This is a genomic window from Stenotrophomonas sp. YJH_SMC_119, assembly GCF_059368315.1.
The window spans coordinates 118,427-131,535 of the sequence record NZ_JCAFRP010000008.1 but is presented as its reverse complement, the minus strand read 5'-3'; the positions used below and the strand labels follow the sequence as shown (position 1 = coordinate 131,535).

Annotated in this window: 13 protein-coding genes and 1 riboswitch; of the genes, 6 read left to right on the top strand and 7 right to left on the bottom strand. The window is 67.5% G+C overall.

What is annotated here, in order from left to right:
* Positions 1 to 58 precede the first annotated feature (58 nt).
* Positions 59 to 1,015 carry a Nudix family hydrolase gene (locus AC5P6S_RS13910; protein WP_049397432.1) on the top strand — a complete coding sequence of 319 codons (957 nt, stop codon included), beginning with the start codon at positions 59 to 61 and terminating at the stop codon, positions 1,013 to 1,015.
* Between the two features lie 51 nt (positions 1,016 to 1,066).
* On the opposite strand, the gene AC5P6S_RS13905 is transcribed toward AC5P6S_RS13910, so the two are convergent.
* Both AC5P6S_RS13905 and metF read right to left on the bottom strand, forming a co-directional pair.
* Positions 1,067 to 1,651 carry a DUF4124 domain-containing protein gene (locus tag AC5P6S_RS13905; protein ID WP_049397434.1) on the bottom strand — a complete coding sequence of 195 codons (585 nt, stop codon included), beginning with the start codon at positions 1,649 to 1,651 and terminating at the stop codon, positions 1,067 to 1,069.
* A 31-nt stretch (positions 1,652 to 1,682) separates the two neighbouring features.
* On the bottom strand, positions 1,683 to 2,510 hold the full coding sequence (gene metF / locus AC5P6S_RS13900; RefSeq protein WP_005412254.1) for a methylenetetrahydrofolate reductase [NAD(P)H]: 828 nt from the start codon (positions 2,508 to 2,510) through the stop codon (positions 1,683 to 1,685).
* Between the two features lie 203 nt (positions 2,511 to 2,713).
* Here metF and AC5P6S_RS13895 point away from each other — a divergent pair, with 203 nt between their 5' ends.
* The 3 genes from AC5P6S_RS13895 to AC5P6S_RS13885 are packed head-to-tail and all read left to right on the top strand — an operon-like array spanning position 2,714 to position 5,439.
* Complete coding sequence (locus AC5P6S_RS13895; RefSeq protein WP_049418489.1) at positions 2,714 to 3,640, top strand: alpha/beta fold hydrolase; 927 nt, start codon at positions 2,714 to 2,716, stop codon at positions 3,638 to 3,640.
* A gap of 24 nt (positions 3,641 to 3,664) precedes the next feature.
* Positions 3,665 to 4,711: a sensor histidine kinase gene (locus tag AC5P6S_RS13890; protein WP_495204640.1), complete on the top strand. Its 1,047-nt coding sequence runs from the start codon at positions 3,665 to 3,667 to the stop codon at positions 4,709 to 4,711.
* Positions 4,708 to 5,439 carry a LytR/AlgR family response regulator transcription factor gene (locus tag AC5P6S_RS13885; RefSeq protein ID WP_049397437.1) on the top strand — a complete coding sequence of 244 codons (732 nt, stop codon included), beginning with the start codon at positions 4,708 to 4,710 and terminating at the stop codon, positions 5,437 to 5,439. The genes AC5P6S_RS13890 and AC5P6S_RS13885 overlap by 4 nt, the downstream gene beginning before the upstream one ends.
* Before the next feature lie 6 nt (positions 5,440 to 5,445).
* Here AC5P6S_RS13885 and AC5P6S_RS13880 read toward each other — a convergent pair whose 3' ends face one another.
* Together AC5P6S_RS13880 and AC5P6S_RS13875 are read right to left on the bottom strand one after the other, a co-directional pair.
* Entirely contained in the window at positions 5,446 to 5,733 is a 288-nt protein-coding gene (locus tag AC5P6S_RS13880; protein WP_258286957.1) for an amidohydrolase family protein, read from the bottom strand.
* A 6-nt stretch (positions 5,734 to 5,739) separates the two neighbouring features.
* Complete coding sequence (locus tag AC5P6S_RS13875; RefSeq protein WP_495201425.1) at positions 5,740 to 6,945, bottom strand: amidohydrolase family protein; 1,206 nt, start codon at positions 6,943 to 6,945, stop codon at positions 5,740 to 5,742.
* Positions 6,946 to 7,100: 155 nt separating this feature from the next.
* Between AC5P6S_RS13875 and AC5P6S_RS13870 the strand changes: the two genes are divergently transcribed.
* A complete protein-coding gene (locus AC5P6S_RS13870; RefSeq protein WP_099526905.1) occupies positions 7,101 to 7,658 on the top strand; it encodes a DUF3228 family protein in 558 nt (185 codons plus the stop codon).
* A 75-nt stretch (positions 7,659 to 7,733) separates the two neighbouring features.
* Here AC5P6S_RS13870 and AC5P6S_RS13865 read toward each other — a convergent pair whose 3' ends face one another.
* From AC5P6S_RS13865 to ahcY, 3 genes are all read right to left on the bottom strand, one after another.
* Positions 7,734 to 8,219: a hypothetical protein gene (locus tag AC5P6S_RS13865; RefSeq protein ID WP_043035370.1), complete on the bottom strand. Its 486-nt coding sequence runs from the start codon at positions 8,217 to 8,219 to the stop codon at positions 7,734 to 7,736.
* The gene (ybaK, locus tag AC5P6S_RS13860; RefSeq protein WP_099490444.1) at positions 8,219 to 8,692 is read right to left on the bottom strand and encodes a Cys-tRNA(Pro) deacylase; all 474 of its coding nucleotides are present in this window, start codon (positions 8,690 to 8,692) and stop codon (positions 8,219 to 8,221) included. Before ybaK ends, AC5P6S_RS13865 begins: the two co-directional genes overlap by 1 nt.
* A gap of 202 nt (positions 8,693 to 8,894) precedes the next feature.
* A complete protein-coding gene (ahcY, locus tag AC5P6S_RS13855; protein WP_004154241.1) occupies positions 8,895 to 10,340 on the bottom strand; it encodes an adenosylhomocysteinase in 1,446 nt (481 codons plus the stop codon).
* A gap of 36 nt (positions 10,341 to 10,376) precedes the next feature.
* Positions 10,377 to 10,460, bottom strand: a riboswitch (S-adenosyl-L-homocysteine riboswitch).
* Positions 10,461 to 10,580: 120 nt separating this feature from the next.
* Here ahcY and AC5P6S_RS13850 point away from each other — a divergent pair.
* A complete protein-coding gene (locus AC5P6S_RS13850) occupies positions 10,581 to 13,097 on the top strand; it encodes a S9 family peptidase (protein WP_043035372.1) in 2,517 nt (838 codons plus the stop codon).
* The last annotated feature ends 12 nt before the right edge of the window (positions 13,098 to 13,109 follow it).

Below are 13,109 nucleotides of genomic sequence, written 5' to 3'. Positions count from 1 at the left end.
GGAGTTGCAGCGCATCCGTGATTGCGCCGGCCGCCCTGTTCTGGGCATGCTTCCCCCCATGCCTTCCCCCACCCGATCGATCCATGTCGTGGCCGCCGTCATCACCGACGCCCGTGGCCGCGTGCTGCTCAACCGCCGTACCGAGAACCGCGACATGGCCGGCCTGTGGGAGTTTCCCGGCGGCAAACGCGAATCCGGCGAGACCTCCGAACAGGCGCTGGTGCGCGAGCTGCGCGAGGAACTGGGCATCGAGGCCGATGTCGGCGAGTGGCTGATGGATGTGCCGCAGCGCTATCCGGACAAGCACCTGACCCTGGAGGTGCGCCATGTACGCAGCTGGAAGGGGACGCCGCGCGGGCGGGAGGGCCAGGCAATCACCTGGGTGGCGCCGGACAAGCTGGGCCGCTATTCAATGCCACCGGCCGACCTGCCGGTGGTGGCTGCCCTGCGCCAGCCCGACAGCTACCTGATCACCCCGGCACCGGCCGATGATGAGGGCGGCTTGCAGCATTGGCATGAACAGCTGCAGCGCGTGGTGGCCGCGGGCCAGCAGCGCATCCAGCTGCGGTTGCCGACGGCGCATCCGCAGCGGCAGGCGATGGTCGAACAGGCCGTGCGCGCGCATCGTCGCAGTGGGGTGCAGTGGCTGCTCAATCGCGATATCGAACTGGCACGCGCATTGGGCGTGGGTGTGCATCTGGGCAGCGAACAGCTGCTGCAGCTGTCGCAGCGCCCGCTGCCCGAGGGCCAGCTGGTGGCCGCATCCTGCCACGACCTGCAGCAGCTGCAGGCCGCACAGCAGCTGGGCTGCGACTTCGCCGTGCTGGGCCCGGTGCAGGCCACGGCCAGCCATCCGGACGCGGTGCCGCTGGGCTGGGACGCGTTCGCCGAGCTGCGCGCGCAGGTGTCACTGCCGATCTATGCGCTGGGCGGCATGGGCCGCGGTCACGTCGCCGAAGCGCGTCGCCATGGCGGGCAGGGCATCGCCGCCATTCGCGGGCTGTGGCCGGAGTGAGCCGGCATGCGGGGTCAGATCCCTGCGCAGCAGGGCTCTGACCCCGCCCGATCACAACGTGATCCAGAAACACCCGTACTGCCGCCGCAATCCCAGCACCGTCGAGGCGCGCGCCACGCTGCCCGGCAACGTCTGCTCCAGGCGCAGGCCGACCGGATGGCGCACGGCCGGCGGCTCAGGGTCGGACCCCTGCGCAGCAGGGCTCTGACCTTCATCCTGCGATAGCGGCAGCGCCTGCGAGGGATACACCGGCACCACGTCCACCAATGGCCGCCGCGCCAACGATTCCAGTTGGCCGAGAATGCGCTGCGCGCCCGCGTCGGACACCGAGCCCCACAGGTACAGCGAGGACAGCCGATTGACGTCGTTGCTGAGGATGCCGTTGCGCAATGCGTCCACGAGCTCGCTCAGCCGGCGCGGGCAGCGTGCACCCAGCGTGTCGCGCGCTGCGGTATTGCCGGTCGGGGAGGGCGGCGGCAGCCGTGACCGTGCACCCACGCTGTCGCAGGGCCGGTCGGTGTACACGCTCTGGCCCTGCGCATCGGTGCAGCGGTTCAGGCGCGTGGACTGTGCGTGGGCGACGCTCGACAGCACGCATAGCGGCAGCAGCAACAGCAGGAAGGAAAGCCGGATCATCCTCGCAGGGTAGCGCCGATCCGGCGTGCTTTCAGCCGTGCAGCAGTTTCAGCACTGAAGTGGTCGGCTTGGCCAGGTTCAAGGTGTAGAAGTGCAGGCCGGGCGCGCCGCCTTCGATCAGGCGCTGGCACAGCCGGGCCACCACTTCCGTGCCGAATGCACGTACCGACTCGGCGTCATCGCCGTAGGCCTGCATCTTGCGGCCGATCCAGCGCGGAATCTCCGCACCACACTGCTCGGAGAAGCGGCGCAGCTGGCTGAAGTTGGCGATCGGCATGATGCCGGGCGTGATCGGCACCTGCACGCCGAGCCGGCGCACTTCATCGACGAAGTGGAAGTAGGCATCCGGGTTGAAGAAGTACTGGGTGATCGCCGCATCGGCACCGGCATCGATCTTGGCCTTGAAGTGCTTCAGGTCAGCCAGCGCATCGGTCGCCTGCGGATGCGTTTCCGGATACGCGCCCACTTCGATGTGGAACGCATCGCCGTGCTCGGTGCGGATGAAGTCGATCAGCTCGGCGGCGTAGCGCATGTCGCCGGGGAAGCCCATGCCCGAGGGAAGGTCACCGCGCAGCGCGACCAGACGACGGCAGCCGATGGCGCGGTACAGCTTGAGCAGTTCGCGGATCTCCTGGCGGGTGCCGCCCACGCACGACAGGTGCGGCGCGGCATCGAACCCATGGTGCTGGTTGAGGTGGCGCACGGTCTCGGAGGTGTAGCTCAGGGTCGAGCCACCGGCGCCGAAGGTACACGACACGTATTCGGGGGCGTAGTCCTTCAGCTTGGCCGCAGCACGGTCCAGCTGGCTGCGCTGTTCGTCGGTCTTGGGCGGATAGAACTCGAAGCTGATGGCGGTCATGGCGCGGATGGCGGCGGTCGGTGCGAAACAGTATATCTCTTCATCAAGATGGATGCATGAGAATTGCGTGAGAGCCCGCCGTCCCCGGCCCGCGACCGTTCGCCCCGCCGTGCGGCCGCTGCTCCGAAATCGCAACCGGGGTGCCTCCGCCAGGCCCACGCTGCTCCCATCCCGGCACCACCCACCCAATGAAGGAGCAGACGATGAAGATCTTCCTGGCACTCTGGTACGCAATGAAGGCCCTGGCCCGGCTGGCGATGATCGGCATGGCGATGGCCGTGCTCGGTTCCGGCTCGGCGCATGCGGCGGCCGCCACCGGCACCGGCAAGGTGCAGGTCGAGGTGGTCGGCAAGGGCCGTCCGCTGCTGATGATCCCCGGCCTGAACAGCAGCGCCGAGGTCTGGCGCGAGACCTGCCTGGCGCTGAAGGACGTGCAGTGCCATCTGGTGCAGCTGCCGGGCTTTGCCGGCGCTGCGCCAGCCGACCCGCGCCCGGCCGAATTCCTGCCGGCCATGCGCGGGCAGCTGCTGGCCTACCTGCATGACCAACAGCTGGGCCCGGTGGTGGTGATCGGCCACAGTCTTGGCGGCCTGCTGGGGCTGCAGATGGCGCAGGCCGAGCCGAAGGCAGTCAGTGCGCTGGTGGTGGTCGACGCATTGCCGTTCCTGCCGGCCGCGCGTGACCCGAACGCCACCGCAGACAGCGTGCGGCCAATGGCCGACCAGCTGCGCAAGGGCATGCTCGCCGCCGATGCCGCGCAGTGGCAGGCGCAGCTGAAGGCCGGCCTGCCGGGCATGACCCGCGATCCACAGCGGCAGGCCGAGCTGGGGCGCTGGGGCGAAGCCAGCGACCGCCAGACCACCGCTGACGCCATGCATGCGGTGATGACCACCGACCTGCGTGACAACATCGCCTCGATCACCGCACCGACGCTGGTGCTGGGCAGCTGGGCCGGCTACCAGCCGATGGGCGGCACCGAGGACAGCACGCGCGCGGTGTTCCAGGCGCAGTACGCGAAACTGCAGGGCGTGCAGATCGCGATGAGCGCGCAGGGTTTCCACTTCCTGATGTGGGATGATCCGCGCTGGCTGCGCGGTCAGGTGCAGGCCTTCCTCGACCACCACCACTGAGTTTCAACACGCCTCGGAATGGACATGCCGGATTCCTCCTCGACGGTACGCTTCTGGCTGCTCAATGCGCTGGTGTGGGTGCTCTATGGCGTTGCCGGAATCGGCCTGCGCCAAGCCTATTTCAGCGATGCCGGAAGCGCAGGCGTGTTGATCACGCTGGGTCTGGCGTTGGCCCTGTTCGGGTGCAGCGGTGCCATCCGCGCGCTGGCGCTGCGTGCCGACTGGTGGGCGCGCGGCACGGCCGGGCTGTTGCTGCGGCTGGCGCTGTCGGTGGCATTGGGCGCGGCAGTGGCGCAGCTGCTGGTGAACATCGCGCTGCACTCGGCGCTGGCCTGGAACTGGGTGAGCCTGGGGCGGCAGACGGCCGACTTCAGCCCCAAGGCGCTGCTGCTCTACTGGTACACCACTGCGGTGATGCTGGCCCTGTGGGCAGCGCTCTGGGCAGGCCTGCACAGCCTGCGCCGGATACGCAGTGCGGAACTGGCGCGCCTGCGTGCCGAGGCCGAGCGCAGCGCGCTGGAGCGCGATGCACTGCGTGCACGGCTCAACCCGCATTTCATGTTCAATGCGCTGAACAACCTGCGCGCGCTGATCCTGGAAGATCCTGAGCGTGCGCGCGACATGGTCACCCGCCTGTCGCGCACGCTGCGCCAGGCGCTGGCACACAGCCGCAGCGAGCAGGTCACCCTGGCCGAGGAACTGGTGGTAGTGGACGACTACCTGGCCATCGAGGCAGTCCACTTCGAACAGCGTCTGCAGGTGAACCGGCAGATCGATGCCGACGCCCTGCAGGCACAACTGCCGGCGATGGCGCTGCAGCTGCTGGTGGAAAACGCGATCAAGCATGGCATCGCCAGCCGCCCGGGCGGCGGTGAGGTGCAGATCCGTGCCACGCTGGACAATGATGTGCTGCGTCTGCAGGTCGACAATCCGCTGGGCAGCGCCAACGAGCCTGCCCATGGCCATGGAGTCGGCCTTGCCTACCTGCGTGCGCAACTCGGCACGCAGGGGAGTTTCATGCTGCAGCCGGTCGGCGACCGCATGCAGGCCCTGCTGGAGATTCCGCAATGAGTGGCGTGCTGCGTGTGTTGATCGTTGATGATGCACGGCTGGCGCGGCAGGAGCTGCGCACGCTGTTGTCGGCGCTGCCGTGGGTGCAGTGCGTGGGCGAAGCAGACGATGTGCCCGCTGCACGCGAGGCGATCGCCACACTGGCGCCAGACCTGGTGCTGCTGGATGTGCAGATGCCCTCCGGCAGCGGCTTCGATGTGCTGGATGGGCTGGAGACGGTGCCGGCGGTGGTCTTCGTTACTGCCTACGACACCTACGCGGTGCGCGCCTTCCAGGCCAACGCGCTGGACTATCTGGTGAAGCCGGTCGAGGCGCCGCGCTTGCTGGAAGCGTTGCAGCGGGCGCGCCAGCGCGAGGTGGTGACGGGCGAAACGCCGGAGCCGCGCAGCACGCTGGGCGCGCAGGACCAGGTGTTCGTGCGCGAGGGCGAACGCTGCTGGTTCGTCGCGGTCTCGGAGATCCGTCGGCTGGTGGTGGATGGCAACTACACACGGCTATGGTTCCGCGACCAGAACGCCCTGCTGACCCGCAGCCTGAGCGCGCTGGAAGCACGCCTGCCGCCGGAGTTGTTCTTCCGCGCCAACCGCAACACGCTGGTCAACCTGCGCCGCATTCGTGGCGTGACGCCCAGCATTGCAGATGGCTACGATCTGGCGCTGGACGACGGCAGCGAGGTGGAGGTATCGCGGCGGCAGGCACGTGAACTGCGCGAGCGGATGGCGTTGTAGCTGCCGCTACAGCTCGGCACTGACCGGGCTGGTGATGAATCCCCACAGCAGGCGTGCCATCACTGCGGGCGAGCGTGCCTGCCTGCGCGCATAAGTCTGTAGCGCATCCAGCCGCGGGCGGTCATAGAGGTGGCCGGCCAGCAGCACGGCATGCACGCGGCGGGTATTGGCGATGTCGTGCAGCGGGTTGCCATCAAGCAGCACCAGGTCTGCGGCTTTGCCGACCTCGACGCTTCCATGCGATGCCTGCCGTTGCAGATGACGTGCGGCCTGCAGCGTAGCTGCGCGCAGCACGTCGGCCTAGCTCAGGCCGGCCTGTCGCAGCCACTGCAGTTCATCGTGGTAGCGGAAGCCGCCCAATCCGGTATCGGTGCCGACCAGCACGGTGACGCCGGCACGATGGGCCGCACCGGTGAGAGCCAGGCCATGCTCGAAGTAGGTCTTCAGTGCGTCTTGGCCGCGTCGGCCGGGATAGCGCGCTGCGGTGGCCTGCAGGTCATCACGCCACGCCCAGCGTGAAAGCGGGTCCAGATAGGCCAGGCTCGGATCGTCGACGAAGGCGGGGTCGCTTGCGCGTGCATCTTCTTCGCGGGTGACATGGGTCGGTACGAACGCGGCACCGCTGGCCTGCATCAAAGCGAACGCCTTGTTGCAGAGCGTGGGCTGATAGCTGGCAACCATGCGTTCGGCCAGTACGATCGGGTCTTCGCCGTCGACCGTGCCACCGCGCCATGCCGCCGCGTTGTCGAAGCAGTGGCGCACGAACAGATGGGCGTGCTCGAAGCTGCGCTGGCCCGCCTGCACCGCGTCGTCCAGAGGCACCGCCTTGGGCAGGTGGCCGACCAACGGACGGCGCAGCTGCTGCGCCTCGGTGGCCAGCCGCTGATAGGTGTCCGCACGCAGCCGGTTGTAGACCTTCAACGCGTCGACCCCGCGCGCGCTGTACGTCCGTGCACGCGCAGCGGCGGCCTCCGGCGTGAGTGACGGATCTTCGAAGTAGAAACTGGCGATCTGTACGAAGCGCGGTGCAACCTGCTGCCCGGCAATGGCCTGTGCGGTCCAGCGGCGCTTGTCGGCCACGCAGGCGATCAGCGGATCGGTGGTCTGCGGGCAGTCCATCATGTCACGGGTGCCGGTGATGCCGTTGGCCAGCATCAGCGGGAACTGCAGCTGCGGCGACAATTGCAGTGCATGGGTGTGCATGTCCCAGAAACCGGGCAGCAGCCAGCGGCCGCCGGCGTCGAGCACGGGAAGCCGCGCGTCCTGCGGATCTTCCTCAATGGCAGTGATGGTGCCGTGGCGCACTGTCACGGTGGTGGGTTCGCTGACCTGGCCGCGCGCCACGTCCACCACCCGCGCATTGACGATCACGCGGCTGTTGCCCGGCTCGGGCAACGGCGGAGCCGACAGCGGCCAGAGCAGAGCGGCGGCGAACAGCAATGGCGGCGCCAGCAGGAGGATGACCAGTACGATCGGCCACTGCCGACGGTGGGCGGAACGGGGCAATGCGCATGCTGCATCCATGAGCCGGCGATCCTTGTAGTGGGTCGCCCGCAGGGTGCTGCAAGCGGGACGCTGGCGCCAGTGACCATCGGCATCCGGCCCTGTCTGCCTCCGGGGCGGTTACCCTGTGCAGCAGAACTCCTGATCACACCCGCGCCATGTCCATCGTCCTCACCGATTTCGCCCGTCCCCGCCTGTTCCCGCGCGTGCCGCGTGGCAACACCATCCAGGACTGCACTGCCGAGCAGTTCGAGGCACACCTCAATGCGCATGCGCCGCTGAAGGTGCTGGATGGCTACGCGCCGTTCTGCAAGCTGTTCGTCTACGAGAACTGGACCAGCACGCGCTGCCTGACCGTACCGATCACCGAGGCCAACCGCCACCTGCTGCGCAGTGGTTACGAAGCGCGCAACCGCGAGGAACTGCCGGTGCTGGTGCGCTGGTTCGAGGGCGTGGAATCACCGCGTGCGAACTACCTGGTGGTGATCCTGTACAGCGCCGAGCAGCTGGCCAGGGAAGGCTCGCCGATCAAGGCCGACTGGGGCATCGTCGGCTGCATCTACACCGCCGAACCGGAAGAGGTACCGATGGCGCCGATCACGATGATGCGCAATGCGCTGGGCGTGGACGAGGGCGGATCCGGCGTGCCGCTGGACCGCGAAGCCTACCGGCGTTCCGTCCAGTTCTGGGAGAACAACGCGAACTGGCGGCCGTGAGCAACATTTGTCATCCACGCATCGCGTGAATGTGCGGACCGCAGTAGAGCCACGCCATGCGTGGCCGCTTGGCCTTCAGGCAGCTTTCCATTCCCACCACGGGTAATGGTACTCGCGGTCGATGGCCTGCCAATGCTGGCCGCATTGCGTGCAGGCAACGGTGTGGCAGTCGCCCCAGCAGCCCTCAGCCTCTTCCACCGAGAGCAGCTGCATCTGTCCTTGTTCAATCAGGCGACGGGGATCGAAGAACGGGTAGCCGGGGTTGAGCGCGCACAGGCAACCCTCGCGTGCACGCCAGTAACGCAGCCGACGCAGGGCGGCCTTCAGATACGCCTGGTTGCTGATCAGCATGCCGCCAAGCGCGATGCCTTGGCAGCGTTGTTCGATCAGATCCACATGTGCGCTCAACGCGTCCAACGATGAGGCACTGAACAGTCGTGCGACCGTACGTGCGGCATCGGTGATGCGCGTTGCGTCGCGCGACAACAGGTCCTGCAGCAGCACATCGGCCTGTGCATCGTCGAGCCGGGGTATCGGCGCTGCAGACCACGGCCAGCGCATCAGCGTGACTTGCCGATGGCGGCGTAGTGGCCGGCGGTGAGGCGCAGCAGATCGGTGGGTGCCAGTTCCACTTCCAGGCCACGGCGTCCGGCGCTGACATGCAGCGCGGGCAGCGCTTCGGCACTGGCGTCCAGGAAGGTGCGCAGGCGCTTCTTCTGCCCGAGCGGGCTGATGCCACCCACCAGGTAACCGGTTGCGCGCTGCGCGGCGTCAGCAGCAGCCATCTCGCACTTCTTGCAGCCGGCGGCTTCGGCCAGTGCCTTCAGGTCCAGCTGGCCGGCCACCGGCACGATCGCCACCAGCAGTTCGTGTGTCTCGGTGCTGGCCAGCAGGGTCTTGAACACCTGGGCCGGATCGAGGCCGAGCTTGTCGACAGCTTCGCCGCCATACGATTCGGCGTGGGCGTCATGCACGTAGCTGCGCACGGTGTGGGCGATCTTCTCGCGCTTGAGCAGGTTGATGGCCGGGGTCATGTAGGCATGGTAGCGCGCGCTGGGCGCGTTGCCTTGACCGAGCCTACTGCCGGAGAGCATCCACGCATGGCGTGGATCTACCGTGGGGACTGGATGCGGGGTGTACGGCCACACGCAAACGCAGAACGGACGCCCGAAGGCGCCCGTTCCGTGGTGTTGCATGCACCGGCAGTGCCGGCCGCTGGCCGGCACCCCGCAGGCATCAGTAGCGGTAGTGGTCCGGCTTGAACGGGCCTTCCACCGGCACGCCGATGTAGTCGGCCTGTTCCTGGCTCAGGGTGGTCAGCTTCACGCCGATCTTCTCCAGGTGCAGTCGCGCCACTTCCTCGTCAAGCTTCTTCGGCAGCAGGTAGACCTTCTTCTCGTAGCTGTCCTTGTTCGCCCACAGGTCGATCTGTGCCAGGGTCTGGTTGGCGAAGCTGTTGGACATCACGAAGCTCGGGTGGCCGGTGGCGCAGCCCAGGTTCACCAGGCGGCCTTCGGCCAGCAGGAAGATCGCGTTGCCGTTCGGGAAGATGTACTTGTCCACCTGCGGCTTGATGTTGACGTGCTTGATGCCGGCGAACGACACCAGCGCATCGACCTGGATCTCGTTGTCGAAGTGGCCGATGTTGCAGACGATGGCCTGGTCCTTCATCGCGCTCAGGTGCTCGATGCGGATGATGTCCTTGTTACCGGTGGTGGTGACGTACAGGTCGGCACGGCCCAGGGTCGATTCGATGGTGTTGACTTCATAGCCTTCCATCGCCGCCTGCAGGGCGCAGATCGGGTCGATCTCGGTGACGATCACGCGCGCGCCGTAGGCACGCAGCGAGGCCGCGCAGCCCTTGCCGACGTCGCCGTAACCGCAGACCACGGCCACCTTGCCGGCCAGCATCACGTCCATCGCGCGCTTCAGGCCGTCGGCCAGCGACTCGCGGCAGCCGTACAGGTTGTCGAACTTGCTCTTGGTGACCGAGTCGTTGACGTTGATCGCCGGGATCAGCAGGGTGCCGGCCTGGGCCAGCTGGTACAGGCGGTGCACGCCGGTGGTGGTCTCTTCGGAGACGCCCTTCCAGTCCTTGACCACGCGGCCCCAGTAACCCGGGCGTTCCTTGGCGACGCGCTTGAGCAGGTTCTTGATGACCTGTTCTTCGTGCGAGGACGAGGCGGTGTTGACCCAGTCACTGCCGTTTTCCAGCTCGTAGCCCTTGTGAATCAGCAGGGTCACGTCACCGCCGTCGTCCACCACCAGCTCCGGGCCGGTCAGGGTGCCATCGGCCAGGGTGAAGGTCAGCGCGTCCAGGGTGCAGTCCCAGTACTCTTCCAGGGTCTCGCCCTTCCAGGCAAACACCGGGGTGCCGGTGGCCGCAATGGCGGCAGCGGCGTGGTCCTGGGTCGAGAAGATGTTGCACGAGGCCCAGCGCACGTCGGCGCCGATGTCCTTCAGGGTCTCGATCAGCACCGCGGTCTGGATGGTCATGTGCAGCGAGCCGGTCACGCGCACGCCCTTCAGCGGCAGCTCGGCCTGGTACTTGCGGCGGATCGACATCAGGCCCGGCATTTCGTGCTCGGCGATGTCCAGTTCCTTGCGGCCCCAGTCGGCCAGCGTGATATCGCGGATCTTGTAGTCACCTTCGGTGGAGAAGGTCTTGGCAACAGCGTTCATTCGTGTGCTCCGGTTGTGGACGAGCGGGTGCTCGCATCTAGCCGGGCGCCGTTGTTACAAAGCCACCTTACCGAGCCTGGCCGGGCCTCGTGGGATCCGGTCGCAGCGCCCCTCGGCAGGGGAGAACCCCCATTATATCGCGGCCCCGACGTGACATCCGGATGACCCAACCATCGGCAGATGGGGCCGCGTGCACGGCCTGTTAAGGTCGGTGTTTTCACGCATCACACAGGTGGAACGATGAGCATGCACGCGCGCCGTACTCGGCGCTGGACCGGCCTGGTCCTGTCGATGGGACTGCTGGCGGTGGCCCCGCTGGCCTGGGCCGCAGCGCCGCAGCCGGTGGCCGCACAGGCCCAGGGCGTCAACGGCTACGAACTGCCGTCGGCCGCGCTGCAGGCGGTGGTGGACGCGCCGCGTGCACCCTCGTTGTACCTGTCGCCGCGCCGCGACGTGGCCGCGATGATGCAGATGCCGTCGCTGCCTTCGATCCAGGTGGTGGCGCAGCCGGAACTGAAGCTGGCCGGCCTGCGCATCAACCCGCGCACGTTCTCCGACAGCCGCTTCAGCTTCGGCGAGAAGCTGTGGCTGATGAACGTGGCCGACGGCAAGGAGCGGCAGATCAGCGGCCTGCCTGCCAAGCTGTCGATCGCCAGTGTGACGTGGTCGCCGGACCAGAAGTGGCTGGCCTTCAACCAGGTCGACGCCGGCAGTGGCGCCAATGAACTGTGGCTGGTGGACGTGGCCGGCGGCAGCGCCCGTCGCCTGGTTGCCGGCCTGAACACGGTGATCGGCAGCGGCTACCAGTGGCTGCCGGACAGCCGCGGACTGGTGGTGTTCACCCGCCCGGCCAACCTCGGTGCGGCCCCGGCCGCCGACGGCATTCCGACCGGCCCGGCCGTGCAGCAGACCAGCCAGGGCGGCGGCGTGGTGTCGATCCGTACCTACCAGGACCTGCTTAAGAACGAGGCTGATGCGCGCCAGTTCGATTACTACGCGACCACCCAGCCGATGGAAGTCAGCCTGGATGGCACTACCCGCGCGATCGGCGCGGCCGGCATCTTCATGGGCTTCTCGGTGTCGCCGGATGGCCGCTTCGTGCTGCGCCAGCCGGTGCAGCGCCCGTATTCGTACGTGGTGCCGGTGGACAGCTTCCCGCGCCGCATTGAAGTGATCGACCGTGCCAGCGGCAAGCTGGTGCACACCGTGGCCGTGCGCCCGCTGGTGGAAGGGCTGCCGACCGGCAACGACGCCGAAGTGACCGGCGTGCGCGACATCCGCTGGCGCGGTGATGCCGACGCCACGCTGGTCTGGGCCGAAGCGCAGGACGGCGGCGACCCGAACAGGGACGCCAAGGTACGCGATGCGGTGCTGATGCAGGCCGCGCCGTTCGACAAACCGCCGGTCACCCTGGCCCAGCTTGGCAGTCGCCTGGCCGGCATCAGCTGGGGCCGCGGTGACCTGGCCCTGCTGACCGAATCGTGGTGGAAGACCCGCAGGACCAAGACCTGGTTGATCGCCCCGGACAACGCCGGTGCCGAGCCGCGCCTGCTTTGGGATCGAGACGGGCAGGACCGCTATTCCGATCCGGGCCGGCCGCTGTTGTCCAGCGACGACCGCGGGCGCTCGCTGCTGCAGACCAGCGCCGATGGCAGCAGCCTGTATCTGGCCGGTGCCGGTGCATCGCCGGAAGGCGATCGTCCGTTCGTGGACCGCTTCGACATCGCCACGGGCAAGGCAACCCGCCTGTTCCACTCGCAGGCGCCGAGCTATTCGCTGCCGGTGGCATTGCTGGACAACCAGGGCAGCTCGCTGCTGCTGAGCCGCGAGAGCCCGGACGAGCCGGCCAACTTCTACGTGCAGTCGCTGGCCGATGCTGGGAGCGCACCGCGCGCGCTGACCCACTTCGCCCATCCGTTGCCGCAGCTGAAGGGCGTGCAGAAGGAGCAGATCCGCTACAAGCGCAAGGACGGCGTCGACCTGACCGCGACTCTGCTGCTGCCGCCGGGCTACGACCCGAAGCGCGACGGCCCGCGCCCGCTGCTGATGTGGGCCTATCCGGGTGAGTTCAAGAGCGCAGCCGCGGCCAGCCAGGTGACCGATTCGCCGTACCGCTTCAATGCGGTCAGCTACTGGGGCCCGCAGGCGTTCCTGGCCAAGGGCTACGTGGTGCTGGCCAGCCCGTCGATGCCGATCATCGGCGAGGGTGACAAGGAGCCGAACGACACCTACATCGAACAGCTGGTGGCCAACGCGCAGGCAGCCGTGGATGAAGTGGTGCGCCGTGGCGTGACCGATCGCGATCACATCGCCATTGGTGGCCATTCCTACGGTGCGTTCATGACCGCCAACCTGCTGGCGCATACGCGCCTGTTCAAGGCGGGTATCGCGCGCAGCGGCGCCTACAACCGCACACTCACGCCGTTCGGCTTCCAGGCCGAGGAGCGCAACTACTGGCAGGCGCAGGACGTCTACCAGAAGATGGCGCCGTTCAACTACGCCGACAGGATCAAGGACCCGATCCTCTTCATCCACGGCGTGGACGACAACAACTCCGGCACCTTCCCGATCCAGAGCGAGCGCATGTTTGCTGCGGTGAAGGGCCTGGGTGGCACCGCGCGGCTGGTGATGCTGCCGAACGAATCGCACGCCTACCGCGCACGCGAATCGATCATGACCATGCTGGCCGAGAGCGAGCGCTGGCTGGAGCAGACCATCGGCCCGGCCGAGCAGGGCAAGGCGAAGAAGAAGCGCTGACCGGGCCCGGTA

Excerpts from the sequence above, each read along its gene's own strand:
- AC5P6S_RS13910 (WP_049397432.1), top strand. The coding sequence starts at position 59 with ATGCCTTCCCCCACCCGATCGATCCATGTCGTGGCCGCCGTCATCACC.
- AC5P6S_RS13905 (WP_049397434.1), bottom strand. The coding sequence starts at position 1,651 with ATGATCCGGCTTTCCTTCCTGCTGTTGCTGCTGCCGCTATGCGTGCTG.
- metF (WP_005412254.1), bottom strand. The coding sequence starts at position 2,510 with ATGACCGCCATCAGCTTCGAGTTCTATCCGCCCAAGACCGACGAACAG.
- AC5P6S_RS13895 (WP_049418489.1), top strand. The coding sequence starts at position 2,714 with ATGAAGATCTTCCTGGCACTCTGGTACGCAATGAAGGCCCTGGCCCGG.
- AC5P6S_RS13890 (WP_495204640.1), top strand. The coding sequence starts at position 3,665 with ATGCCGGATTCCTCCTCGACGGTACGCTTCTGGCTGCTCAATGCGCTG.
- AC5P6S_RS13885 (WP_049397437.1), top strand. The coding sequence starts at position 4,708 with ATGAGTGGCGTGCTGCGTGTGTTGATCGTTGATGATGCACGGCTGGCG.
- AC5P6S_RS13870 (WP_099526905.1), top strand. The coding sequence starts at position 7,101 with ATGTCCATCGTCCTCACCGATTTCGCCCGTCCCCGCCTGTTCCCGCGC.
- AC5P6S_RS13865 (WP_043035370.1), bottom strand. The coding sequence starts at position 8,219 with ATGCGCTGGCCGTGGTCTGCAGCGCCGATACCCCGGCTCGACGATGCA.
- ybaK (WP_099490444.1), bottom strand. The coding sequence starts at position 8,692 with ATGACCCCGGCCATCAACCTGCTCAAGCGCGAGAAGATCGCCCACACC.
- ahcY (WP_004154241.1), bottom strand. The coding sequence starts at position 10,340 with ATGAACGCTGTTGCCAAGACCTTCTCCACCGAAGGTGACTACAAGATC.
- AC5P6S_RS13850 (WP_043035372.1), top strand. The coding sequence starts at position 10,581 with ATGAGCATGCACGCGCGCCGTACTCGGCGCTGGACCGGCCTGGTCCTG.